Annotated in this window: 20 protein-coding genes; 9 read left to right on the top strand and 11 right to left on the bottom strand. The window is 44.5% G+C overall.

The features are described from left to right. Window positions 1–133: 133 nt before the first annotated feature. From AC0J2X_RS16950 to AC0J2X_RS16940, 3 genes are read left to right on the top strand one after another with little or no spacing between them, the layout of a single operon-like run. Window positions 134–2,305 carry a TonB-dependent receptor gene (locus AC0J2X_RS16950; RefSeq protein WP_069944888.1) on the top strand — a complete coding sequence of 724 codons (2,172 nt, stop codon included), beginning with the start codon at window positions 134–136 and terminating at the stop codon, window positions 2,303–2,305. A gap of 11 nt (window positions 2,306–2,316) precedes the next feature. After that, on the top strand, window positions 2,317–2,874 hold the full coding sequence (locus tag AC0J2X_RS16945; RefSeq protein ID WP_069944889.1) for a hypothetical protein: 558 nt from the start codon (window positions 2,317–2,319) through the stop codon (window positions 2,872–2,874). A 1-nt stretch (window position 2,875) separates the two neighbouring features. Continuing rightward, window positions 2,876–4,312, top strand: a complete 1,437-nt coding sequence (locus tag AC0J2X_RS16940) for a PepSY-associated TM helix domain-containing protein (RefSeq protein ID WP_049588167.1) — start codon at window positions 2,876–2,878, stop codon at window positions 4,310–4,312. 278 nt (window positions 4,313–4,590) lie between these two features. Here the strand turns inward: AC0J2X_RS16940 and AC0J2X_RS16935 are convergent, their stop codons facing one another. The 3 genes from AC0J2X_RS16935 to AC0J2X_RS16925 all read right to left on the bottom strand — a co-directional run bounded on the left by AC0J2X_RS16935 (window position 4,591) and on the right by AC0J2X_RS16925 (window position 7,332). Next, complete coding sequence (locus AC0J2X_RS16935) at window positions 4,591–5,601, bottom strand: zinc-dependent alcohol dehydrogenase family protein (protein ID WP_014977336.1); 1,011 nt, start codon at window positions 5,599–5,601, stop codon at window positions 4,591–4,593. A gap of 151 nt (window positions 5,602–5,752) precedes the next feature. Further along, the gene (gene dsbG, locus AC0J2X_RS16930) at window positions 5,753–6,499 is read right to left on the bottom strand and encodes a thiol:disulfide interchange protein DsbG (protein WP_014977337.1); all 747 of its coding nucleotides are present in this window, start codon (window positions 6,497–6,499) and stop codon (window positions 5,753–5,755) included. Between the two features lie 23 nt (window positions 6,500–6,522). Continuing rightward, a complete protein-coding gene (locus AC0J2X_RS16925; RefSeq protein WP_231506568.1) occupies window positions 6,523–7,332 on the bottom strand; it encodes a TlpA disulfide reductase family protein in 810 nt (269 codons plus the stop codon). 108 nt (window positions 7,333–7,440) lie between these two features. Here AC0J2X_RS16925 and AC0J2X_RS16920 point away from each other — a divergent pair, with 108 nt between their 5' ends. Both AC0J2X_RS16920 and AC0J2X_RS16915 read left to right on the top strand, forming a co-directional pair. Beyond that, window positions 7,441–8,106 carry a response regulator transcription factor gene (locus tag AC0J2X_RS16920; protein WP_014977339.1) on the top strand — a complete coding sequence of 222 codons (666 nt, stop codon included), beginning with the start codon at window positions 7,441–7,443 and terminating at the stop codon, window positions 8,104–8,106. 5 nt (window positions 8,107–8,111) lie between these two features. Next, window positions 8,112–9,431, top strand: a complete 1,320-nt coding sequence (locus tag AC0J2X_RS16915; RefSeq protein ID WP_014977340.1) for a histidine kinase dimerization/phospho-acceptor domain-containing protein — start codon at window positions 8,112–8,114, stop codon at window positions 9,429–9,431. Between the two features lie 105 nt (window positions 9,432–9,536). Here AC0J2X_RS16915 and AC0J2X_RS16910 read toward each other — a convergent pair whose 3' ends face one another. From AC0J2X_RS16910 to AC0J2X_RS16900, 3 genes are all read right to left on the bottom strand, one after another. Further along, a complete protein-coding gene (locus AC0J2X_RS16910) occupies window positions 9,537–10,709 on the bottom strand; it encodes a thiolase C-terminal domain-containing protein (RefSeq protein WP_069944890.1) in 1,173 nt (390 codons plus the stop codon). Window positions 10,710–10,836: 127 nt separating this feature from the next. Next, a complete protein-coding gene (locus AC0J2X_RS16905; RefSeq protein WP_014977342.1) occupies window positions 10,837–11,169 on the bottom strand; it encodes a DUF1904 family protein in 333 nt (110 codons plus the stop codon). A 157-nt stretch (window positions 11,170–11,326) separates the two neighbouring features. Continuing rightward, a complete protein-coding gene (locus tag AC0J2X_RS16900) occupies window positions 11,327–11,743 on the bottom strand; it encodes a Dabb family protein (protein ID WP_014977343.1) in 417 nt (138 codons plus the stop codon). 238 nt (window positions 11,744–11,981) lie between these two features. Here AC0J2X_RS16900 and AC0J2X_RS16895 point away from each other — a divergent pair, with 238 nt between their 5' ends. From AC0J2X_RS16895 to AC0J2X_RS16885, 3 genes are all read left to right on the top strand, one after another. Beyond that, the gene (locus tag AC0J2X_RS16895) at window positions 11,982–12,173 is read left to right on the top strand and encodes a hypothetical protein (RefSeq protein ID WP_014977344.1); all 192 of its coding nucleotides are present in this window, start codon (window positions 11,982–11,984) and stop codon (window positions 12,171–12,173) included. 284 nt (window positions 12,174–12,457) lie between these two features. Continuing rightward, entirely contained in the window at window positions 12,458–13,327 is an 870-nt protein-coding gene (locus tag AC0J2X_RS16890) for an MIP/aquaporin family protein (protein WP_049588165.1), read from the top strand. Between the two features lie 181 nt (window positions 13,328–13,508). Further along, entirely contained in the window at window positions 13,509–14,372 is an 864-nt protein-coding gene (locus tag AC0J2X_RS16885; RefSeq protein ID WP_049588161.1) for a DMT family transporter, read from the top strand. Between the two features lie 18 nt (window positions 14,373–14,390). On the opposite strand, the gene AC0J2X_RS16880 is transcribed toward AC0J2X_RS16885, so the two are convergent. Then, window positions 14,391–14,834: a DUF6314 family protein gene (locus AC0J2X_RS16880; RefSeq protein ID WP_069944891.1), complete on the bottom strand. Its 444-nt coding sequence runs from the start codon at window positions 14,832–14,834 to the stop codon at window positions 14,391–14,393. A gap of 10 nt (window positions 14,835–14,844) precedes the next feature. Next, window positions 14,845–16,731, bottom strand: coding sequence for a TonB-dependent receptor plug domain-containing protein (locus tag AC0J2X_RS16875; RefSeq protein ID WP_069944892.1), 1,887 nt, complete (start codon window positions 16,729–16,731; stop codon window positions 14,845–14,847). 303 nt (window positions 16,732–17,034) lie between these two features. On the opposite strand from AC0J2X_RS16875, the gene AC0J2X_RS16870 reads away from it, so the two are divergent. After that, on the top strand, window positions 17,035–19,158 hold the full coding sequence (locus tag AC0J2X_RS16870; RefSeq protein ID WP_069944893.1) for a TonB-dependent siderophore receptor: 2,124 nt from the start codon (window positions 17,035–17,037) through the stop codon (window positions 19,156–19,158). A 56-nt stretch (window positions 19,159–19,214) separates the two neighbouring features. Here the strand turns inward: AC0J2X_RS16870 and AC0J2X_RS16865 are convergent, their stop codons facing one another. The 3 genes from AC0J2X_RS16865 to AC0J2X_RS16855 form a co-directional block, all read right to left on the bottom strand. Then, window positions 19,215–19,742 carry an ester cyclase gene (locus AC0J2X_RS16865; RefSeq protein WP_069944894.1) on the bottom strand — a complete coding sequence of 176 codons (528 nt, stop codon included), beginning with the start codon at window positions 19,740–19,742 and terminating at the stop codon, window positions 19,215–19,217. 184 nt (window positions 19,743–19,926) lie between these two features. Continuing rightward, the gene (locus AC0J2X_RS16860) at window positions 19,927–22,335 is read right to left on the bottom strand and encodes a TonB-dependent receptor (RefSeq protein ID WP_014950639.1); all 2,409 of its coding nucleotides are present in this window, start codon (window positions 22,333–22,335) and stop codon (window positions 19,927–19,929) included. A 546-nt stretch (window positions 22,336–22,881) separates the two neighbouring features. Beyond that, window positions 22,882–23,880, bottom strand: a complete 999-nt coding sequence (locus AC0J2X_RS16855) for an ester cyclase (RefSeq protein WP_069944895.1) — start codon at window positions 23,878–23,880, stop codon at window positions 22,882–22,884. Window positions 23,881–23,913 lie beyond the last annotated feature (33 nt).

Raw genomic sequence — 23,913 nt, 5'->3', positions numbered from 1 at the left:
CTAAAATCTAGGCACAAAGCACGATAGCCCTCTTCAAATAAAAGACGAAATGCATATTTTAAAGGAACATATCCTGCCTTTTTAAAATGAAAATAGTTATCATATTCGTTGTCTTTTGATTTTTGGAGCTCCCATGAATTTGCTTAAAAGTGCCTTGGCCGTGATGATCGGCCTGTCGTGTGCAGGCGCGCCTGTATATGCACAAACAGAAAAAAATAATAATAATGATGACATTGAGCATATTACTGTTGATGCATCTCAGGTTGAATTACGAGATAGCTTTGCAGGAGGCCAAGTATCTCGCGGTGGTCGTGCGGGTATTTTAGGTAATCTCGACATGATGGACTCTCCATTCGCAAGCACCAACTTTACCGCAGACATCATAAGGGAACAGCAAGCAAGAAGTATCGCCGATGTATTGCAAAACGATCCGGTGGTTCGTGTGGCAAAAGGCTTCGGTAATTTTCAAGAACTTTACGTAATGCGCGGGTTTCCCGTTTATTCTGACGATATGACTTACAACGGATTGTACGGTGTTTTACCTCGCCAATATGTTGCTGCCGAGTTGTCAGAACGCGTTGAGGTTTTCCGTGGCGCCAGTGCATTTCTAAACGGCGCAGCACCGGGCGGGAGCGGCTTAGGTGGTTCGGTAAATATAGTGCCTAAGCGCGCGGGCGATGACCCATTAAACCGTGTAACGCTTGGATACGAGTCTCAAGGACATTGGTATGGCGCAGCAGATGTAAGCCGCAGATTTGGCGACGACAGTCAAAGTACCGGCGTAAGAGCAAACTTTGTACAACGAGGCGGCGAAACAAGTATCGATAACCAAGATCGTGAATTGAGCGTGGCCGCTATCGGCATTGATCACGATAGCGATAACTTCCGTCTTTCTTTGGATTTGGGCTACCAAGACCATCAGGTTGACTCACCACGCCCTGCAGTCACTCCTGGCAGTGCAATTCCAGAAGCGCCTGACAGCGACACCAATTTTGCCCAAGAGTGGACTTACACTAACGAGCGTCAATTTTTCGGTGCGGTTCGTGGAGAATACGATTTTACCGACAACATCACTGCATGGGCGGCGTATGGTTTCAGATCGGGTGAAGAAGATAATGTGTTTGCTAACCCTAGACAGGCAGAAGCAAATGGCGACTTTTCCGCTTACCGTTTTGATAACGTTCGAAATGATGAAATTCGCTCAGGTGAAGTGGGCCTAAATATCGAATTCAAAACCGCAAGCGTGGGACACACGATCATTACGTCTGCATCAACGTTTTCTCTAGAATCTGAAAATGCCTATGCGTTTTCTGATTTTAGCGGCTTTGCTGGAAATATTTATAATCCGGTAACAGCAACCATGCCCGATGCTGACTTCTTTATTGGTGGCGACCTTAGCAACCCACTAATCACAGAAAAAACAGACCTTTCAAGTTTTGCTCTTGCAGACATGATTTCGTTTAACGATGGAAAAGTTCTATTAACCCTTGGTGGCCGTGTACAAAACATTGAAACCCGCACCTTTGATTACAATACAGGTGATGAGTTGTCAGGCTACGACGAATCTCAATTCACGCCGGTTGTAGGCATTGTTTATAAATCGTCAGAACAGGTGTCTTATTACGCCAACTATATCGAGGGACTGCTTCCTGGTGAGGTAGCGCCTGCATCAAGCGGTGGTGAACCAATTGAAAACGCGGGTGAAGTTTTTGACCCATACAGCGCCGAGCAAATAGAAGTAGGTGTGAAATATGATGCTGGCCAATACGGTGGTTCATTGAGTGTTTTCAACACCTCAAAGCAAAGCTCAATTGTTGAAGACAATGTTTTCAGTACCGATGGTGAACAGCAAAACCAAGGGCTTGAGTTAAGCGTATTTGGCATGCCAACTTCAAATTTACGTGTTTTGGGCGGATTCACTTGGCTCGATGCGGAAATGACGAAAACTCAAGACGGTACACTAGATGGCAAAACGGCCATTGGTGTTCCTGATTTACAAGCTAACATTAATATTGAGTGGGATGTTGATGCCCTTCCAGGGCTTACTGTCGATGCGCGTGCGGCCTATACGTCGAAACAATATGCCAGTGCCGACAATAGCCTTGAAGTCGATGCATCTAATCGTTTCGATTTAGGCGTTCGTTACAGCTTCCTTGCAGGAATGACCGACATCACACTTCGCGCTCGTGTAGATAACGTCTTTGACAATAATTACTGGGCGTCGGTAGGAGGCTTCCCTGGCTCAAACTACCTTGTATTAAGTGAACCTCGGACATTCAGACTGTCTGCTTCATTCAATTTTTAACGGGTTAAGTTATGCTACTGTCAATCGCTGCCTTTTTAGGCAGCGCATTGGCGATAGGTTTGTTTTACCGCGCTTGGCAAAGCACACAGATCGCCTTTAAACGTATAGCTAAACTCTCGGCATTGTTGTTAATGCTGGCGAGTTTAAGCCTTTGGGTTACAGAGTACGGCCCTGAATTAGGTACCTGCTACGCAGTGGTCGCTTTCTCGTTACAAGCATGGAGTTGGATTTATCTCGCCCGACAACGAATAAGTAAAGATATAAAACGCGTCGATTTACCGTTCGCATCTGGATTGACAACCCCGTCTACCGCCATTGCTTTTAACGCTCTCGTAAAACTACTTGGCAGTGTGTTTTTAAGTGCTATTTGCGCCATGTTAGTTACCGTAGTGTGGACAACAGCGCTTAGCATGAGCAAAGTAAACCAGATTGCACTGGGAATTTACACCATGCCTCTATTATGGGGATGTGGCGCATACTGGCTTTGTGCAGACAGTAAACTATGGCGCCCGGTTGGGGTGTTGAGTGTACTAAGCGCGTTAAGTTACTTCTACTTGTATAGTATATAAAATGAGTATTTCTATTTCTCCCAGCGCAAATAAAAGCGCCTTAAAAAGTCACGCTTGGTTAGGACTAGCCGTTAGTGTGTTGATGTATTGGGTGTGCTTTTCAGGCACTTTATCTGTTTTCTCTCAAGAACTTCTGCGATGGGAACAACCCCATATTGCAGATAATCTAGATTACACCCCTGGCAGCATTCAAAATGCTTATGAACGCTTTCTCACAATGAAAGAGGGTCAAACACAGGGAAACATTGTCATTCGCTTGCCTACGCACGATTTGCCACGCGCACGCATTAGTGCAGACGGTGAGTATTGGAATATTTCTCCAACCGGTGAATTAAGTGAACCATCCACAACCCCTATTACTGATTTAATCGTTGATTTACACACCGCCCTGCATCTACCTGAAGACATCGGAATGATGGCTGTCAGTGTTTTGGGTGCTATTTTGAGTGCATTGATTATCTCTGGCATTGTTGCTCACAGACGTATATTTAAAGATGCCTTTCGCTTGCGAACAGGCAACAACGAGCAGCTTACACAAGGCGACTTACACAATAGAATGAGCGTGTGGGGCTTGCCTTTTCACTTGATGATTGCGCTAACCGGCGTTTATTTTGGTTTAGCGTCGTTTTTAACGTCCATTTATGCCGATACTTTATATGAAGGAAACAAGCTCGATCTGTTTGCCGACATTTATGGTTCATCAATTCAGCTTGAACATCAGCCAGCCATTGCGAATATAGAAAAAGCGCTGACCGACATAATGAAAATGGAGCCCAATACCCAGCCCATTTTTGTTACTTTGGAAAACGCGACCAAAGACAATCAGTATATTTTGCTCGGCTCTCAGCACTTGGATAAGCTCATTTATTCAGAACAATACCGCTTTGATGCCAGTGGACAATACATCGATAAAGTCGGTTATTCAGATGGTGATGCTGGCCAACAAGCGATATTTTCTGTATATCGCATACACTTCGGCCACTTTGGTCCAGAAGCAATGAAGATATTCTTCGGATTAATGGGGTTCGCGTTAACCATTATCTCTGTTACCGGCATAAATTTGTGGCTGGCAAAACGCGCTAAGCAAGATGCCTTAAACCAGCTTTGGCTCGGTTTTGTGTGGGGCACGCCTATCGCATTTATTTGGGCTGCATTGTTAGAGTTAACGCTGGCGCTGCCCACAAAACCTGTTTTCTGGGTAACATTGACAGCTATTCTTATCGCTTCACTAATGCAAAAAGTGCTTATGAAAACTCACTTGGTGCTGTTGAATTGTCTCGCCGCCTTGTTAGTTGTATTGGCCATTACTCACTTTGCTGTTCACTACCCTAGTTCGTTAGTCATGAACTCGCTCATTATAGACAGCGCGTTTATCGTTTTTGCCCTGTGCGTATGGCGCTACCTATATTCTAGGTTGAAGAAAGGCTGGAACATTTAGCTCAACCAGATGAAGGTTAAGTTTGAGTAAAAATTAGCATTTTTACATAGTCTAAGTCTGAGCATAATTGATATTAAAAAGCCTTCCGTGTGGAAGGCTTTTTGCTTTTGAAGTCTGTTGCGAAACACCGCTGGCACACTTAATCCATCATCATCATTTAATTCAAGTGGCTCCCTAACTGCCAATGATCCAGCTTTGACAAAGAAGTCTTGTTATCAATGCATCACTTGATTTGCAAACCATTAACTTTGATAGCGTCACAAACAATGCCAGAACTCTTAGATATCAATACAAATCTTGCCGAAGTGTTTGCCATTAACCTCATATTCAAACGCTTTAGCGAGTTCATCGAGTGAAAAACTTGTATCAATTACAGGCTTTATTCCGCTCGCCTCTAGGGCATTTACGAAGTCATTTTGATGCTCCCTGCTCCCAACAATAATCCCTTTAAGATTGATCTGCTTTGCCATCAGCGCTGCTGTTGGAACATCTCCTTTCACGCCGGTCAATACGCCAATAAGGACAATATTTCCATTCACACGACACGCATTGATTGACTGTGCTAAGGTAGCAGGCCCTCCCACTTCCACAACGTGGTCTACACCTTTCTCTCCGCTCCACGCGTTAACCGCACTCCCCCACTCGGGTTCTGCTTTATAGTTCACGATGAAATCAGCGCCAAGGGCTTTAGCCTTTTCAAGCTTTTCATCCGAGGAGGAAGTGATAGCAACGTATGCCCCCATCGCTTTGGCTATTTGAAGTGCGTATATTGAGACACCGCCAGTACCTAGCAACAGCACCTTGTCGCCAGCTTTAAGCTTACCCTCAACAACTAATGCTCTCCACGCTGTTAACCCTGCCGTTGTAATTGTGGCGGCCTCTGCATGGCTCCATCCTTGTGGAGCTTTAGTAAACCATGTGGCTGGTCGAACGACATATTCTGTTGCGTATCCGTCAAGGCCATCACCAGGCGTTCGACTGAAATCGCTACACCTAGGTTCACCGTTCAGCCAATCCGGAAAAAATGTCGACACAACATGATCGCCCTCCTCGAACTCATCAACGTCCTCACCAACTTGAGTAATGATGCCAGAGCAATCAGACAGGGGTACACGATTCTGCGCCGTAGGAATAGTGCCATTAGCAACACTAAGGTCATGGTAATTCAATGAACTCGCATGAACACGTACTTTAATTTCTTTACTTCCAACTGTTTGAGGCTCGTCAACGTCTGTCGTCTTTAATCTTTTAAGCCCTTCATCATGGGTTCCAATAACAACTTTTCTCATGTACGGATATCTCTTTAATTTTGATTAGTAATATACGTAAACGATTCAAATGAGATTACTGAAGGTTTTTATCTGAGATAAATAGTAAATGTAGCTCCTGACTTAAGGGAACATTTTGTACTCATTGTTAATTCCGTCTCTCCCTTTATCTTTAATTGTCTAGCACTGTTTCTAATTGAGCTGTGGTCGGAAGCCCCATTTGTAATTTCACAGCACCAGACTCATCCCTAAAATAAATGGCAGGCGTAGCGGAAAGGCTCAGTCGTCGCATAAGCCTGTGGTTGTCATCAAGCTCCTTTTTCACCTCTGGTGTCGGGTTATTCAAAGGCTTAAGCAGCGCTAATTGACCAGCTTCATGGTTGTGAAGAATCTCACTAGGGTTTTCTGCGCTAAGAATGGCTGCAGATTTTCCATAACTATCAGCCTTCAATATACCGACCAGGATATGCCGAATTTGAACATTACCGGCGTCAACCCACGGTCGGGCCTGCTGCCAAAACTTTTGACAATAAGGGCAGTTCGGATCGGTAAAGGCATAGACAACTCTACTAGCATTAGGGTTACCATCTAAAACCCAACTCGACTCACTCAACTGCTGCCATATTTTTTCGCTTTGCGCACCGTTTATGTAGTTATTTAATTCGTTAGCTCCAACATCTTGTCCGTTTGCGTCGAACATTTTTCCAGCCAACATATACTGACCATCTTCCGTGACATAAACCGTGATTGCATTACCTTTGAAGTCAATGACATAGCCTGTCATTTGGGATGGCGCATCAAAGCGACTTATCACCTCTCCGCCTTGCTTTTCAACGATGCTGAGAGGCTTTGGAAGCTCACTATCAGTGGCGAATGATGAGCTAGAGAAAGCTAACATCCAAGAGACTACTTTTAGCATTCTTATTCCTTGAGGTACTTAATTTACTTGAGAAGAGGACGGAGGTAATGCTGAAGGCTAGCCTCAGACAGCTCCCCCATGTGGCGGTCAACTAACTCGCCTTTTGCATTGAAAAATAACGTAGTTGGCAGGCCATATGCGCCAAAGCTTTTTGAGATATTGCCTGCAAAATCAAAGTAAGTATTTTCAAGGTCAACACCTTGGCTCATTAAGAAGCGTTCTGCTTTCGTGGGCGCTTCGCTTTGATTGATAAAAATAAATTTTACGTCTGACTGCGTTTGTTGTGCCCGCGCTAAAACGGGCATTTCGCGGCGACACGGAGGGCACCATGAAGCCCAAAAGTTGATGACGACAGGTTTACCGATATTTAGCTCTAGTGATTGATACTCGCCACTTGAAGTCTGAGCATTGATATTTAGCGGACTAGGAGAGGTATTATATAAGGTTTGAATTACAACTAGTGGAAACAACGCAGCCGCGGTGATAGCCCCAGATTTAAGATAAAACGACATAAGCTGACGATGCTTTTTTGCTCTAACCAAAAGAACCGTTAGGCCCGCAAACCATCCAGAATAGCTATTGAAACCACCATCTCTAATATTGAGTACGGAAAGCCAGTCTTTTTGATAAATCTCCCACAAATCTATGACGAAGATTAAACGTGCCACAACTAGCCCTGCTGCGATAGACCAGAATATAGTGTCAGTAACTTCGTTCTTCTGCTTACTGGCTCTTGCCAAATAGCCGACAAGGCTCCAGAAAATAATTACACCCGCAATAATTAATGCGGTGCTGGTCATCATAGCGAAAGGGCCTAAATTGATCGTATTCACGTTAAATGCACTTAGTAAGTTTGAGCTGGTAAACTAATTACCAAAGATTAATTTAATATTAATGTTCACCCATTAGCTTCTACGCATCAAACCGCTTTGTGAAAAACTATGAATATTCTTCTCGTTGAAGACGACCTCGTTATTGCAGACGCAGTATGTGTTTACCTTCAAAGCAAACTCATGCAAGTCACCCACGCCGTCACGTTAAGTGAGGCTAAGCACTATGTATCAATCAACCAGTTTGACGTGTGCTTGTTAGATATCGCACTACCCGATGGAAGCGGACTGGAATTGTTATCGTTAGTCAGGAAGAAAAAGCTGCCAATGGCAATCATTCTTTTAACGGCAAGAGATGCCATTGAAGATAAGGTGACGGGGCTCAACAAAGGCGCAGATGACTACGTGACAAAGCCTTTTGACTTTGAAGAGTTAATTGCGAGAATTTACAGCGTAACGAGAAGACAAGATCAGCATTTACACGAGATATTGAAGTTTGAAGAGCTTACGTTTGATGCTAAAGCCAAACGCGTAGAAGTGCGCGGCGAACAGTTATCCTTATCTGCATGTGAACTGAAACTTCTGTATTTATTCTTATCAAACCCAGGCAGAATTTTAAGTGAAGCACAGCTTAAAGACTACTTATATGGCGTCAACGATGATGTGAATAGCAACGCCTTAAACGTGCATTTGTTTAATCTTAGAAAAAAAGTAGGTAAACATATCATTATCACGGAACGTGGTCTGGGCTACCGCCTCGCTCATCAGCAGGAATAAGAAACATGAGTCTTCGACTAAAGCTCATCGCAATTATTGCTCCTGTATTTTTTGTCTTGTGGCTAACAGCCAGTTATTTCTCTATTACCCAGCTGAAAAGCGAGATAAACCAAGCCATGGATAGCCGCCTTGCCTCCACAGCAAGAATGATGAATAACCTTATGCTGTCCGACCAAAATTCAGTGGGCAACTTGGGGCTTTCCCCAAACGGTACGTTCAACGATGCGGGCACCTTAAAAGGCCTTGCCTGTAAGATAAGCGCGTTAAATGGTGAAATTATTGCTAATAGCCACCCTCAAGAGCTAACACTACCTGATACGCTACCATCGGGACTTGATACCGTTATTGTTGAAAACATCGAGTGGCGGGTATTTTCTTTAAAAACAGAAAAGCACACCATTTCTATCGCTGAAAAGCTTTCTGAGCGACATGCAATATTTGTCCAGATGGTAATCGTCAGCGCCCTTCCAACACTCATTTCCCTCGTGGTTTCGCTGCTTGTGATCTGGTTTGCCTTAGGAAGAGAGTTGAGGCCGCTTCAGCGACTAAAAGACGCCATCACCAATCGCTCACCAAACGATTTAAATCCAATTCGGTTAAGGCATAACCTGCAAGAAATTACTCCCCTAATTGATAGCCAGAATCAGTTGTTCACCAAGCTTGAAAACGCTATTGAAAGGGAAAAAGCGTTTACCGATAACGCTGCTCATGAATTAAGAACACCTTTGACGGGCATTATTAGTCAACTACAGGTAGCAAAAGTCACGCAAGGAGAAACGCAACAGCGTGCCATTGAGAAGAGTTTATTTAGTGCACGTCGCTTGCAAAGCTTATTAGAAAACTTGCTGTTGCTGGCAAGAGTAGACAAAGCGCCAATTGAGCAGCATGTGCAACCGTGGGAACTGTCTAAAGAACTTAGCAACCTGCTGACAGAGTTAGGCTGTGAAAACAACGACATTCAGGTTCATACCAATGTTTCAAAACGACTATCACACATCCCCGTATTCGCATTCACTATTGTCATGAAAAATCTAATAGATAACGCCCGTCAACATGGTGTTAAAGGAATGCCGATTTCAATAGTCATTGAAGAAGACGACAACGAGTTTGTTATTCGCGTTTCCAATCATGCAACGCTTAATACTGAAACGCTAGCGTACATGACAAGACGATTTTGGCGTGAAAGTCATTCACAAGGAAACGGGCTTGGATTAGCGATTGTGAACGCACTGGTAGAAGCGCTGAATGGAACATTTAACGTCAATTACGAAGGTGACCAGCTACACGTAATGATCACCTTCCCAACTTCGCCAAATACCGAGTAAGGCACACCGAATCTGTGATTGAGCGAAAGCTTCTTTTTAGCTCAACGAGCCCGTCTAGCCCAAACACGGTTCGGCTACATTTTGCTGCTGGGCATGTATTGTAAGCTAGTCGGCGCCAAGGATAGTCACTACCGCCGCGCCCCCCAGACCTATGTTATGCGCCAGAGCAAGCTTTGCATTTTCTACCTGTCTCTGCCCTGCTCTGTTAGTTAAATGCCACGATAGTTCAACACACTGCGCTATACCCGTCGCCCCGATGGGATGGCCTTTTGACATCAAACCACCTGACGGTCCAACAACGTATTTACCACCATAGGTATTGTCTCGGTCAATGACGAGCTTTTCAGCTTCACCTTCAAGGCACAACCCAAGTGCTTCATAAGTGATAATCTCATTCGTTGTGAAGCAATCGTGCAGCTCTATTACATCTATATCGTTTGGAGAGACCGCTGCAGCCTCGTATGCCTTGTGAGATGCTATTTTTGTCATCTCACTCCCCACCGCTGAAATGGGGTCACGCCAAGAATCAATAGTGTCCGTAGCCATTCCTTGTCCAAGAATAGACACCGCATTTGTTATGCCGTGTTTCTTGGTAAATATTTCACTACACAACACAACTGCTGCAGCGCCACAGGTAGGTGGACAAGCCATTGTTCGCGTTAAATAGCTATCGAAAATCACCTTGTCTGTTAGCACTTCTTGCACGCTAAGTGGAGAAGTAAACAAAGAAAAAGGGTTGTTGATAGCGTGCTGTCGAGACTTAACCGAAACTTCAGCAAAAAGGTTTGGGCTTACACCGAATTTTTCCATGTAGTGCTTGCCAGCTGAACCGAACGCTCTCAACGCGATAGGAGCTGGAGGCACATCAAACTCATCATAAACAGGCGTGAAACGGTCAAACGGACTTTCTCTGTCCTGCCAATGACTGCCCAAAGCTCCCGGCTGCATCTCCTCAAAACCAAAAGCTACAGCGCAGTCGACCTCTCCGGAAAGAATTGCTTGTCGGGCAAGATAAATAGCACTGGCTCCACTTGCACAATTATTATTTACATTGACAACTGGCACGCCAAGCTGTGCCACGTCGTAAAAAGCGTGTTGGCCACAGGTGCTGTCACCATAGATATAAGATGCGAAAACTTGCTGAATATGCTTTTTATCAATATCTGCATCTTTAAGGGCTGATTCCACGGCATTCGAAGCCATAATGCGATAGGGTAACTGGCTACCTGGCTTAACAAACTTCGTCATGCCGGCACCTATAATTTTAACGTTGTTCATGTCTGTCTCTGTCAATATTTGTCTCGGGCGACACTGATAATAAGACTTGAACAATTTAAAGCGTATTATTTCGTTCAACCTGCTACCAGAGGCCTTTGCTCAACACGTTAAGTATTGAGCACACGCCCTAAAAGTGCTCGCGATTCTCGTAATAATCTTTGCCGTTTAGGTCTTCAAAAAGTACGGTAATGTCCGTATGTTTTCCTACGAACGGACGAAGCGCTTCATCGATAAGGTTAGCTACCGCAGTTTTGGAATCTTGCCCGCGATCAAACCACAACACTTCTATGAAAGGATAGCCTGATGAGGCTCCACCAGCCGCAACAAACTGACTCGCAATATGCTCTACCGTGAAGTGATCGTTGGGGGTATCAGTGAGCTTCGCAAACTGCTCAACAATATCCACTGCGACTTTCTCTAATACAGTTTGCTGAATACCTCTTGCGCGTATATGTGGCATTTTCTTGGTCCTTCTTAAAGCGCTCAAATTGTTGTTTATCATGTCTTTACTGACATCATATCACGCATTTTAAATCGCGAAACTAAGGGCTTGTTTCAGCACGCTTAAAGACTCCGTATAACATCGACAGATATATTATTTTGGGAATTACGGATAGTTAAACCGATATGGAATCGCGTACCACTACCTCGCGCCATAAGTGAGCGCAGTCTTCTATGAATTTTTTATGGATAGGATGAAGCTGATACTCATCTTGTGCTTCAACGCTTTCAAAAAACATAAGCTCAGAGACGTCAAAGGAATTATCGATAACATCCCGCTTGAGTGTATTCGCAGGCACGCCAATGTGGAGCGAGTGAACCTGTGGAATGGCGCGCAACGATTGTAAACCGTCAATAAGCTTTTGCTTATCTTCTGTCGACGCTGGGTCTTTTAGCCAGAAGTAAACCATGTGAAGGATAGGTGGTAACTCAGCGCTAGCACGGGGGTTTGCCTGTGCAGAAGCCGGCAATGCAGATAGTGAAGCTAGCGCTCCTGCGGTTGCTAAAAATTGTCTTCTTTTTGTATCTGTCATTGCCTTCATCCTTTTTTTATAACGGGTAAAAAAACTGAATTTCTACAATGACACTGGACGCGCATTGAAGCAATAAGAATCCGTTGATGAGTCATCTGTCACCTAACATTGCGCAGCGACATAAATTGCCATCTATTAACAAGGTTTTTGAACGCAATAATTCGCATCTTGGCAAGCAACTTGAAAGACATTTAAAAGAAACGAAATTTAAACACGTAAACAACGAGATTTTGACGCTATGCGCTTACCTACTAAACAGCTTATTAATAAGATCGAGCACTTATCTAACGGCCTAACGCCAGAACAACTGTCGAGTTTCCTAGATATTATTGATGCCATGACGGCATTAGTTGAAGAGGCGGGTGAGTTAAAAGGTGATTGCGACGCCAAAAGCAACAATGGTAATTCGGAGATATCTATACTCCACTAAGAAGTGTATTTATACGCCCCTACCTTTACGCAATAACATATACAAAAAGCCACTAATATTCGATTTTGATCATTTGCAGTTCGTTTATGTTCGTTTTATGATGATTTTCTCTTAATTGTACATTGGAAGCAGTTTAGAAAAACGACTTACGACAAATGAGTTATTTAGCGTAATGATATAATCGCGCTCATTAGAAGCGGTATTCGCCTACATTTGCTAGCACGTAACTTTGTCCTCTTTTTTCTACTCATGCACTGTACGGGTTATAATAAAAAGGAAATCATATGTTACCTCTCTCGGAACCAACACTTGTCCGGCAGTGTATTGCTGAATTTGTAGGCACAGGCATTCTAATATTCTTCGGCGTTGGCGCAGTGGCAGCATTGGTATTAACAGGTGCTTCCTTCGGCCAGTGGGAAATGAGTATTCTTTGGGGCGTGGGCGTGTCCATTGCCATCTATTGTACTGCTGGCGTTTCGGGTGCCCACATCAACCCCGCGGTGACCATAGCACTCGCAATGTTCCACGGTTTTGAAAAACACAAAGTCGCGCCCTACATAGCGTCCCAGTTTTTGGGAGCATTTTGTTCTGCAGCTCTTATCTACAGCCTATATTATCAACTTTTTGTTGACTATGAACTTGCGCACAACCTATCAAGAGAAAGCATAGGGGCACTCGCTACTGCGGGCATTTTCGCAACGTATCCTCACGAAGCACTTTCATTCTGGGGTGCCTTCAGTGTTGAATTCGTTATCACAGCAGTTTTAATGTTCGCAATATTGGCGTTAGGGGACGAAAAAAACGGCGCTCCGCGAGGAGCTATGAATCCACTCCTCGTGGGTCTTCTAATCGCCGTTATCGGCGCTTCTTTAGGGCCATTGACCGGATTTGCTATGAATCCCGCAAGGGATTTTGGACCGCGACTCTTTACCTATTTCGCAGGATGGGAGTATTCACTTTCCGGTGCAAAGGATATCCCGTACTTCATTATTCCTATTTTTGCACCAATATTTGGCGCTTGCTTTGGTGCGTGGCTGTATCCAACATTAATAGGCCATTCTCTTTCTCAAGAAAGTCATGGCTGCACTATTCCTAACGATTGCGAAGCTCCCGTGATAAGAAATACGTCTGAAACACGTATTGAGAGGGGCTAGGTTTATGTTAACAGGGTGAAGGTATGGCAGAAGAAAAGGTAATGAGAACACCGTTGGAATAATAAACTCCGGGCATCCTTCTATTCACTAAAATTATCGGCAATGAAGAAGCTAACTGTTGATATAAAAGCGGCGATAACCTATTTTACGGCGCGGTTAATCTTTCAAAGAAGTGCAGCGTGTGATTTATTTAATAGCCGTTACTGTCCTATGGGCATTTTCCTTTTCGCTCATAGGCGAGTTCTTGGCAGGTTCGGTCGATAGTTATTTTGCAGTGTTAACACGGATCGTGCTCGCCACCGTAGTTTTCCTTCCTTTTCTAAAGCCGGCTCTATTGAGCACTAAACTAAAAGCGATTCTGGCAAGCTTAGGCGCTGTGCAGTTAGGGTTGATGTACATCTTCTTTTACCACGCGTTTTTGTTTTTAACTGTACCAGAAGTGCTACTTTTCACCATATTCACGCCGCTTTATGTAGCCATTTTAAATGACGCCCTGTTTAAGCGGTTTACCCCGTTTTATTTATTGTGTGCACTTATCGCCACCGCAGGTGCAGCAATAATTCGCTTCAATGGTGTTAGTGAAAATTTCTGGTTTGGTTTTGCTATTGTTCAAGGTGCTAACCTTTGTTTTGCTTTGGGACAAGTGGGTTATAAAAAGCTGACTTCAACGTTTGAAACCCAAATGCCCTATCACAACGTATTCGCGTGGTTTTATTTAGGTGCATTGGCCGTTGCTCTACCTGCGTTCTCCCTATTCGGCAACACGAGTCAGCTGCCACAAAACCCTGAACAATGGGGCGTGTTGCTATGGTTGGGTATTGTGGCGTCAGGGCTTGGGTATTATTTTTGGAATCAAGGTGCACTAAAAGTGTCTGGTGGTACGTTAGCCATTATGAATAACGCGCTTATTCCAGCAGGTCTTGTGGTTAATTTACTGCTTTGGCAAAAAGACACAGACTTCTCTCGGTTGTTTCTTGGCGGCGCCATCATCGCTTTAGCGCTTTGGATGTCTCATCAATACTCCAAAAAACAGGAACGCCCCTAAGCCTTAAGAGAGCGTCCACTACGCAGGGCTATACTTACTTATCATGGTGTAGTCTTTGCGAGGTCCAATGGCCTTCCATGTTGAGCGCCATACAGGCCACGTACTGAAGTCATAACGCACCACATAGTTATCGTCACCACATAAGTGCTCAGCGTTTGGGTTAGTAGCGCTAAATGAGTGAAAATAGCGCTTATCGTCGAATAACACCTCAAATAAACCCGTTTGAAGCTGCTGCCAGAAATAGCGACGCTCGGCAGGCATTACGTGGCCGTTTGGCGCAGTAACCTCACCATTTTCAAAATACGCTAACGCGCGACTTTCTTCGTGCTCACTGCCTTCCAGCCAGCTAAATTCAGCCTCGCCCATAAAGGCGAACACATCGCCATTTCGCTGGATGATTTTGCGCGTCAGCGTCCAACGTCCAGCAAAATCGTCCAAGGTATGAGGAGAATTAGCTATCATTGCGCCGTCCTTACCAAAAATAGGTTACGGTGGCAGAATATTGATCGCCACGGCCCGGTGTCCCGGGGATTTCTTCAAAGCGTTCATCCCACAAATTATCGACTGCCAACACCAGATTTAACCCTTCAATCTGCGCCGGTGAATACGTGAGGGCGACATGAGAAAAGAATGCAGAGTCACTCCCTTTTCTAAGGGCATTGTTTTCTTGTTTTCTCCATTCATTATCCACGCGAATTTCAATCGTATCAGTTGCAAACCACACTACCCCTAGGGTTGCGCGATGCGGCGGATAGTTAAGCGCGTAAAAGCTCGCGTCTACCTCGTCAATTCGGTAGTCTTCAGACTTATCTAAATAGGTATAGCTGGCAACTACATCTGCGCTATCAAAGCGTTTAATGGCAATTACCTCAACACCCAGGGTTTCGATATCAACGGGGTTTGCACTGCGTGCTGAAGTAGCGTCGAAGCTATATGTCCAATCTGTCAGCTCGTTATCCCAGCGATAGAATACAGCGGTATCAACTTTGAAAGACGTTTTATCAAATGACGCCCCAAACTCTAAGTTTTTGCTGACTTCTCGCTGTAACTGGTTGTTACTTCTAAACAGACCCCTTGTGGTGCTGCCGCCTACAGCAGTGTAGCCAGCCACCTGCGTCGCCTCTGCATACGAAAGATAGAGTGTACGCGAGGCATTGCCCCCTGTTTGGGTAAGCCAACTAATATCGCCCACAAAAGACAGTCGGTCGTCGTCGCGATTTGTATCGTCAAACGCCGCACCTAAACGAACGGTAAGCGATTCATTGCTGTTCAACTGAGTTCGATACTCGGGCACTAGGCTTATTTTGTAGTAGTCGCGAGAGGTGAAATTGTTCTCTAGCGTGGTTGATGTGATGTCGTCTGCAGTAAACTGTGCTGCGTAGTTGATACCAAATTCTTGCGATACATGATGAGTACCGGAAAACGCCAATGACTTCACTTTGGTTTCGTGAAACGCCTGAAACGCTTCAGGATTTTCACGTGAGTATACGTAATGGTCGTCATTTTCTCTGTAGTAAGCAGAAACTTCAAAGGTGTTTTTCATGCTCTCTTCGCCGTAGCGCTGTTTGTGATTTAGCATGACCAAACGGGTTTGAATGTCTTCTGTCTCGTTTACATTAAAAGGCGTGTACAAGTTAGGCCAGCCAAAAAACTTTTGCTGAAAGCCATAAAACACGTCGGTTTGTGAATCTTTACTTGCCAGCCGAATACGCCCTGACGCGCGTTCGAAATTATGATCGCCATTAGCAATAGAGCCATCACTTTCCGAGCGAGAATACTCCCCTTCAACCCCAACAGACCAACCGGGTAAATCACTAAGTGCGTACTTTACTGCACCGTGTACACGCTGCAAATTGAAGTTGTTATTACCTACTCCCACTGACACACTGCCTGCTGTTTGGATGGGACGCCAGCCATAAGACACCGTACCTACAGAGCTATTTACGCCGTAAAGCGCATTATCGACGCCCGTGAAAATACTCGGCTTCGTCAACATTTCTGGCGCAATAGGAATCTCGGCGAAATAGTGCCCCGTTTGCGGGTCGATCAGCGTTGCGCTTCCTATGCGAAAACCCGTGTTTTCGAATATACCGCCGCGAATAGTCACGTCAGCCTGCGCTTCTGCCATGTTCCTTGATTGCAAATCGACTCGCGGATCGTACTCTAAGTTAGATATAGGTGAATTAAACGTCCCTACCGGCTTGTTGTTCGCCGTCGCCGCCCCTTCAATCGTAATTTTTTCTACGCCTTTTTCGCTGCGGTTCACGCCAGAGTTAACGTTTGATGAATCAACACTTTCAGCGGCCATGGCGGTAAAAGGTAAAGTACAAAAGAGCAAAGATAGGATTGTGTGACGCATTCAGTGTCCTAGTTAAAAATTAAGGTTCAGTCTGCAGGCAAGAGTAATAAAAACGCGAAGTGTATAGCATTAGCAGACCGAGGAAAACGCTGCGCAGGTGAGTTTAGACCAGTAAGTTTATGTTTACTTACAGCTCTGCACATTTCTATTTATCAATATAAACAGACTGTATGTATCTGTAGCAGCCCGCAATAATTATCAATCTCACCTTATTGTCTGCTTACCTTCCTTGCTAAAAGAAACGAGATAACATAACATTCGCGACCTCTACAAAACCTGCCAAAGACACGTAATACCTTGCTTATGCTTGACCTTAAAACACCGTTTATATTTTCTTTAGTTGCATTATCAGTAAGCGCCGCTGCGCAAAGTGATGAAAGCTCCCTTCAAGGTGCTCATGATGAACTTGAACACATTGAGGTAAAAAGACACTTTCAGCCATACCGTGGTAATGTACCGCTAATCGACACCCCACAAGCAATCGACCGAATTACTGCTGATACCTTAGCGAATGAAGGGATCACGCGCTTCATCGATGCGCTAGATTTTGCGCCCACCATTGTTAGACAAAACAACTCTGGCGGCATGTTCGATAGCTTTGCGATTCGAGGTTTTTCTGGCGATGAAAATAACCCATCGGGTTATTTAATAAACGGCTTCAACGTGCGTGGCTATAGCGGTAATAGAAGCACGGTTAACGTTCAAACTATAGAAGTAATGAAGGGTCCGGGATCAGCCTTATATGGTCAAGGTGAACCTGGCGGTACCATTAACGTTATTACCAAAAAACCTCAGTTCGAAGAGCAAGGCTACATCCAGGGTACCGTAGGTAATTTTGATAAAAAACAAGTAGAGTTCGATTACACGAACGGCATTAATTCAGACATGGCGTATCGCGTTAACGGTTCATACGAAGACTCTGATACTTATCGCGATAACGTATTTTTCAAGAATTTGAACCTTAACCCTTCATTCATTTGGAACATTTCTGATCACACCAGCTTAAGCTACCAGATGGAAATATTGGATCAGGAAAAGCCGCTTGATCGCGGTGTGTTCATATTAAATAACGACTTTGACGCCGTAGATGCCGAAGACTTTTATGGTGATGTTAGAGACGGAGCCCATGAAGTTAAAGCCTTCGGACATCAGCTAGTGTTAAATCACGAGTTGAATCACAACTGGCATTTACTCAGTGGCTTCGCCTACAGAGACTCTTCTTTTGAAGGGCAGTCTTCAGATACTGAACTGTCAGAAGGCCGTCAGCTTTTGTATACCGACCCATCTATACTTTCAAGGCAACGCAGAACCCGTGACTATCAAGCGCAAGACTTATCACTACGCTTTGAATTAAGTGGCGTGGTAGACGTGGCAGGCTTCGTAAATAACGTCTTGTTTGGTTTGGACTATTACAACTACCACATCGATACAGACTATCGTCGTTGGCGCACTGCGTGGGGTGCGGGTGATACCACTTATAGCATCGATCCTGAAAATCCAGACTATACTATTTTCAGACCTGACGTTACGCCCACTACACTCACGGCTGAAAAGCAAAAAGGGTTAGGTTTCTACGCACAAGATGTTATAGAACTTAGCGAAGCAACCAAGCTTTTAGTTGGCGTTCGCGTGGACCAATTCGAGCAAGACATTCTCAATAAATTAAGCAATGAAGGGCAAGAACAAGACCAAACGGAAGTGACGCCACGCTTTGGTTTCGTGTATGAAATCAATGATTCTGTAAGCCTTTACACTAGTTATGCAGAAGGTTTCAGACCCAACCCCGGACTTGACTCTGACCGCAACGCGTTTGACCCTGAAGAGACCACCTCTTTTGAGGTAGGAGCTAAATGGGAAAACATTGCTGATATGTTTTCTGGTAGCGTCGCTATTTTCGATGCTGAAAAGACCAACATGCTTACCGCTGAACCTAACACTGGCTTTTCAGCTACGCTCGGTGAAGTTGAAAGCCAAGGGGTAGAATTTCAGTTAACCACTGACCTTACTTCAGACATTCGCCTTGATATGGCATACGCATACATAGATGCTAAAACCGCTAACGAAGTCAATAACTTGGATTGGGGCGTGCCTATTCCAAAAGGGTCGCGCTTAATCAATATTGCCAAGCATTCGGGGTATATCTCGCTTAACCATTTCACCAGCGTATTTGAAAAAGAAGCGTTCTTTGGTGTGACCATGCGTTACGTGGGCGATCGCTTAGGACAAACCACCGATCCAACATTCATTTTGCCGTCTTATACCCTTGTGAACTTAGCAGGGTCAGTGAATATCAGCGATGCGCTTTCTATGAGATTTGACGTGAATAATCTGTTCGACAGAGATTATTTTGAGAACTCATACCATCAGCTTTGGACCATGCCGGGCTCACCGACCAACTATACGGTGAGCGTTAAGTACCAGTTCTAGTAATAAAATCAAACAAGCCGGTGGCTTCGATGTTCCGGCTTGTTTGGTATACATTTCTATTCGCCGTTTTGCACTGGCATTTTCCCTGAGTCACGGTTTTCCCACCCGTGCCCGTTGAACGGATCTACACCTAGCTGCTGCATAATGTAGGGGAAGTCAACGTTAACCCAGTTATCTACAATTTTACCGTCTACCACTTTCCAAAAATCCATATAGCGAATTTCAACTCTTTTACCGGTAGGCTCTATTCCCATAAAGGTTCCAGTGTGAACCGCTTCTTGGCGACCAAACGCAGCGCACCACTCACCTTGTGTGACGCGAGCTTCATCTATACAAACTTTATCAGAAAACGCAGCCTGAAACGGTCGCTGCCAGTTGTCTTGAAACTCTCTTAACCCTTGTTTGAAACCGCAACCTGCATTGCCCATCCAGCGAAAGTTCTCGCTGAAGAAACGGCCCATATTGTCGATATCATGATCATTTAATCCATCGACCATAGCGTCTATGGTATCAATGGTTTCCTGCGTTTTTGACAAGTCGTTGTCTTTTGTAAGAATGCCTTGTTCTGGACGTGAACCTTTCATCTCATATCTCCCAAAAAAAGTGTTGAGTACTGCATATTAAAAGCTCTGTTTAAAGAATGCGTAATTAGGGTTTTGAAACAGAGCGTAAAGTAGAGATTTAGCGCTAAGAACCAAAACTGGGCTCATCACCCTAGTGATTGCCCAGTTTGTTCAGCGTTTAAAATAGCGCACTGCGCTACACGTGTTAGTCGAACTTGTACTGTAAGCTTACGCCATATGTACGCGGGTTATTCCAGTTTGCCTGAATGGAGTTGATAGGCAGCCCATTAAGCACTTGAGACTGAACCACTGCACGAGTAAGCACTTCTTCATCCGTCAGGTTATTTGCAAAGAAATCGACGTTTAAGTTTTCATTTACTTCCCAAGAAATGCGAGCCGTTACCATGGCGTGAGCATCTACTTTTGTTTCAGGAATATTGATATCAAACGCGTAGTGATCGTCAACAAAGTTCACATGAAGATAAGGCGTTAAGTAACCGCCATTTGGCAATGAGTACTCATACCTTGCGCTTAGGCCCAGCGTATAATCTGGTGACATAGCTGGAGAGTAACCCGCAAAGCTAAACTGGCTATTTGGATCGTTTATATCCTGACGGCCATCAACATTGCCTAACCCAAGTAATGGCTGAAGTTGAGAATTACCTACAGCAAAGTCGTCAGCGAACTCGGCGTTAAGAAGCGCCAAGGTTGCATTTAACGTTAACTCGCTTAGTGGGCGCCATTCCAAATCAGCTTCTAACCCGTAGGTGTCAACCTGACCACCGTTTTCATAGTATTCAAAGGTTGTACTAACGCCAGTAGAAACGCACTGTGCCACGGTTAAGTCAGTTGTTGTGTCGTTACACGATACTGCAAACAGCTGCGCTTTCACGTCATCGTATTGGTTTGCAAAAGCAGAAACGTTAAACCGAACGGTGTTATCGAATAAAAAGCTCTTCAGGCCAATTTCGTAAGAAATAACTTCTTCATTGTCGTATAGCGGATCGGCACCACGCGCTACCACCCTCGCGTCGTTAGCACCACCAGTACGATAACCTGTTGCTGCACTGGCATACACCATCATGTCTTTTGCAACATCTAGCTCGTAAGCTAATTTCCACAATACCGCTGAGTCGTCCCAATCGGGAATTGAATCGCCTGTAAATGTCTTTTCGTCTTTGTTGTAGCGAAGGCCAACCAACAAGCGGTTGCTGTCGTTAAGTTGATAACGAGCTTGGCCAAATACGGCTACAGAGTCGACTTCATGCGGGTCGTGATTTGGATTTCCCCACGAAGGAACCGTAATAGAATCTGGCTCACCGTTACCGGTTGTATCCTCACGCCACAGCCATTCCCAATCCGCTTCTTGCGAGAACAAATAAACGCCTGCTATCCAAGAAAACGGGCTATCGCTTTCAACAGATGACAACTGTAGTTCGGTAGAAAACGCTTTTTGATCGTCCTGACGTCCAAAGCCCCCAACAAAGTCTAAGCCACCATCGCTGTAGTCGTTATCGTAGAATTGCTCGCCTGACAGTTCAGAATAATTGGTGGTCCACTTTGCGTTTGCCCAGTCCATCGCCCAGTCGAGGGTCAAGGTTGCCGACCACGCTTCTTGGTTATCAAAAGACACCGCATTTCTGTATACATCGTAAGGGCCTTCATCATCTCGCTCTGCATCAGCTGGCTGATAAATGTGGCCAGGTGTTACCGTAGCAATAGGGTTGTAAACGCCCGACCCCGGTGAGGTTTCAGAAATTTGATATCCCGCAATTTGTTGATAACCCCAAATTGCTTCTGAGTTTGCGTCTTTCTTACTATAATCGAGGCGAAGCAATGCAGTAACATCGTCTGAGAATTCGTATTTAGTCGTGTTACGTAAGTAGAATTGGTTTTTCTCGCGTAAATCGTCTGACGAGCCCGGCAAGAAATGGTTTTCGATCATGCCGTCATGACGGTCGTGACTCATGACAAAGCGCGTAGCGGCCTTATCACTAAGCGGCAGGTTTAAAATAGCTTCATAGGCCGAACGGTCATAGCTACCATGAGTAAGTTTCACAGAACCACTGGTATAGCCAAGTTCAGGCTGCTTTGAAATAACGTTGATACTACCTGCAAATGTATTTCTTCCATACAATGTTCCCTGCGGCCCGCGCAGTACTTCAATGCGCTCAATATCAACGTAAGCCCCTAAGCCACCGGTGGTCGTTGGCACATAAATACCATCCTGGAAAATACCAACAACTTGTTCAGCAATACCTGTACCGGCCACGCCGACTTCGTTGGTACGAGCACCACGCATAGCGGGACGAACTTCACCACCCGAGCTGCCTATTCTTAATCCGGGAACAACGTTTTCAAGACCGCTAATATTTTCAATGCCGTTACGCAAAATATCATCTGCACCTAACGCACTCACAGAAGACGACACTTCCTGCAAATCTTGAGATTGTCGGTTTGCTGTTACTTCAATACGTTCAACACCCGCTGCTTTAGCTTCGCTGTCAGGGGTTTCTTGTTGGGCGCTAGCGCAAAAACTAACGCTGATTAGAAGTGCACTTTGAATAGCGCGGGAGAGGTATGTTGTATGGTACTTTCGTTGGTCTTGCTTCATCGTGATAGTTCCCGGATTAATAAAACCTTATCTGCAGTAACCTGTTAGTGCCCTGCGTTTATCAAGCCTTTGATGACCCTGCCTGTGACAACATCATACTAGGTTGTTTAATTCTTGGTCTAAACAAACATACAACTCAATTTACTTCGAAGTCAATAAAAATGTTCAAAGATTGTTAATTCATGAATTTTAATTTTTTGTTTAAATACATTGAGAACAAATAAGATCATGTAATAAAAGGCTTTATTTGTAAACAATGAGCTTTAACAATGACAGTAAAAATAAGATTTCGAAGTATAAATATAGACTTCAAGTCAAAAATGACTGGTAGGATCTGCATAGAAAAATGGCACTCGAATGGATAGAAACCGAATGCTGATGCATGAGTTAAGCATTAGTGAAAAAAGGTAAGAAAGTGCACTTGAGATAGCTTGGCTTATCAGAAAGCCCACCTAGCAAAAACGGACGTTTTGCTAGGTAGCTTTGAGGGAAAATGACGTCAGTCAGTACACCTATTTCAGGTATAAAGCCTTTAGTATTGTTAGCTTAACTGTAGGTGGTAGTGCGCGACAAGATATCTAATCCTTGCTGTTTTAACCAATATGGAACATCCATCAACACCCAGTTTTCCAGTAATTTATCCCCTTTGCGATAGTACACATCGACCACTCGCATGTCGGCACGTATACCCGAAGCAGGCATGCCGAACAAGCCTCCCCCAGCCGTATTCGATAGGTTCGGCCAGCCAAAGAAACAGGCAAAACTGCCTTCACTGAAGCGCGCCACATGACCATTAAACACTTTATCTTTCAAACCTTTACGAAAAGGAAATTGATGTTGCTGCTGGTAACGCTCGATGGTGTATGTAGCCCCTATTCCCGCTGGGCCATACCACACCATATCTTCACTCCAGCATTTGGCGAGAAGCTCTGGAGGACAGTTGTCGTTACCCGATTTGTTTAAAGAATCTAGGTCTTTTACCATTTCCTCAACCAGCTCAATGGTCTTTTTAGACTCCTTAGGATCTTGCTCTTCAAACAATAAACCGTTGTGATCACATGGCCCTGGATAAACAAACGTATGGCCTGTTTCTACGGGCAAAGGGTTAAGCCCAACTTGTTGCATTAGTGCAATTAAGTCGAAGAAAATAGCGTGACTAACTATCTTATTTTCGCGTACTTCAAAAAACTCGGCATACCTTAAAAAAGCCAGTTTCCCCGTACTTCTTATGCGAAGAAATGGCTTGTCGAACAGTCCAGCAAAGTGACCCATCGACATAACCCACTTGCCTTCGCCGGCGCTGTTATCTCCCGCCATGAATACGTCCTCACGGCGCTTCATACGCGTAAAACTCTGTTTTAACGGCTCCCACAACTCTTTCACTAATTCTGCTGGAGTCGAACATTTATCAAACGGATAGCAGGCATAAATCTTTGCATTTTCATCAACATACGATTTCACTACGCCTTTAACATCACTTGCCTCACCTTTGTCAAAAGCGGCTTGATAGGATCTGACAACGGCTTTTTCGCTATTAAAACTCATGACTTACGCCTCTTTGTTTAAAAAATTGTTAAT

Source organism: Alteromonas sp. R7, from assembly GCF_055755235.1.
The sequence above is the reverse complement of the archived record's forward strand: the minus strand, read 5'-3'. Positions and strand labels throughout refer to the sequence as shown.

Excerpts from the sequence above, each read along its gene's own strand:
- AC0J2X_RS16855 (WP_069944895.1), bottom strand. The coding sequence starts at position 23,880 with ATGAGTTTTAATAGCGAAAAAGCCGTTGTCAGATCCTATCAAGCCGCT.
- AC0J2X_RS16940 (WP_049588167.1), top strand. The coding sequence starts at position 2,876 with ATGAGTATTTCTATTTCTCCCAGCGCAAATAAAAGCGCCTTAAAAAGT.
- AC0J2X_RS16935 (WP_014977336.1), bottom strand. The coding sequence starts at position 5,601 with ATGAGAAAAGTTGTTATTGGAACCCATGATGAAGGGCTTAAAAGATTA.
- AC0J2X_RS16945 (WP_069944889.1), top strand. The coding sequence starts at position 2,317 with ATGCTACTGTCAATCGCTGCCTTTTTAGGCAGCGCATTGGCGATAGGT.
- AC0J2X_RS16915 (WP_014977340.1), top strand. The coding sequence starts at position 8,112 with ATGAGTCTTCGACTAAAGCTCATCGCAATTATTGCTCCTGTATTTTTT.
- AC0J2X_RS16910 (WP_069944890.1), bottom strand. The coding sequence starts at position 10,709 with ATGAACAACGTTAAAATTATAGGTGCCGGCATGACGAAGTTTGTTAAG.
- AC0J2X_RS16920 (WP_014977339.1), top strand. The coding sequence starts at position 7,441 with ATGAATATTCTTCTCGTTGAAGACGACCTCGTTATTGCAGACGCAGTA.
- AC0J2X_RS16860 (WP_014950639.1), bottom strand. The coding sequence starts at position 22,335 with ATGAAGCAAGACCAACGAAAGTACCATACAACATACCTCTCCCGCGCT.
- AC0J2X_RS16880 (WP_069944891.1), bottom strand. The coding sequence starts at position 14,834 with ATGATAGCTAATTCTCCTCATACCTTGGACGATTTTGCTGGACGTTGG.
- AC0J2X_RS16950 (WP_069944888.1), top strand. The coding sequence starts at position 134 with ATGAATTTGCTTAAAAGTGCCTTGGCCGTGATGATCGGCCTGTCGTGT.
- AC0J2X_RS16905 (WP_014977342.1), bottom strand. The coding sequence starts at position 11,169 with ATGCCACATATACGCGCAAGAGGTATTCAGCAAACTGTATTAGAGAAA.
- AC0J2X_RS16895 (WP_014977344.1), top strand. The coding sequence starts at position 11,982 with ATGCGCTTACCTACTAAACAGCTTATTAATAAGATCGAGCACTTATCT.
- AC0J2X_RS16875 (WP_069944892.1), bottom strand. The coding sequence starts at position 16,731 with ATGCGTCACACAATCCTATCTTTGCTCTTTTGTACTTTACCTTTTACC.
- AC0J2X_RS16890 (WP_049588165.1), top strand. The coding sequence starts at position 12,458 with ATGTTACCTCTCTCGGAACCAACACTTGTCCGGCAGTGTATTGCTGAA.
- AC0J2X_RS16870 (WP_069944893.1), top strand. The coding sequence starts at position 17,035 with ATGCTTGACCTTAAAACACCGTTTATATTTTCTTTAGTTGCATTATCA.
- AC0J2X_RS16900 (WP_014977343.1), bottom strand. The coding sequence starts at position 11,743 with ATGACAGATACAAAAAGAAGACAATTTTTAGCAACCGCAGGAGCGCTA.
- dsbG (WP_014977337.1), bottom strand. The coding sequence starts at position 6,499 with ATGCTAAAAGTAGTCTCTTGGATGTTAGCTTTCTCTAGCTCATCATTC.
- AC0J2X_RS16865 (WP_069944894.1), bottom strand. The coding sequence starts at position 19,742 with ATGAAAGGTTCACGTCCAGAACAAGGCATTCTTACAAAAGACAACGAC.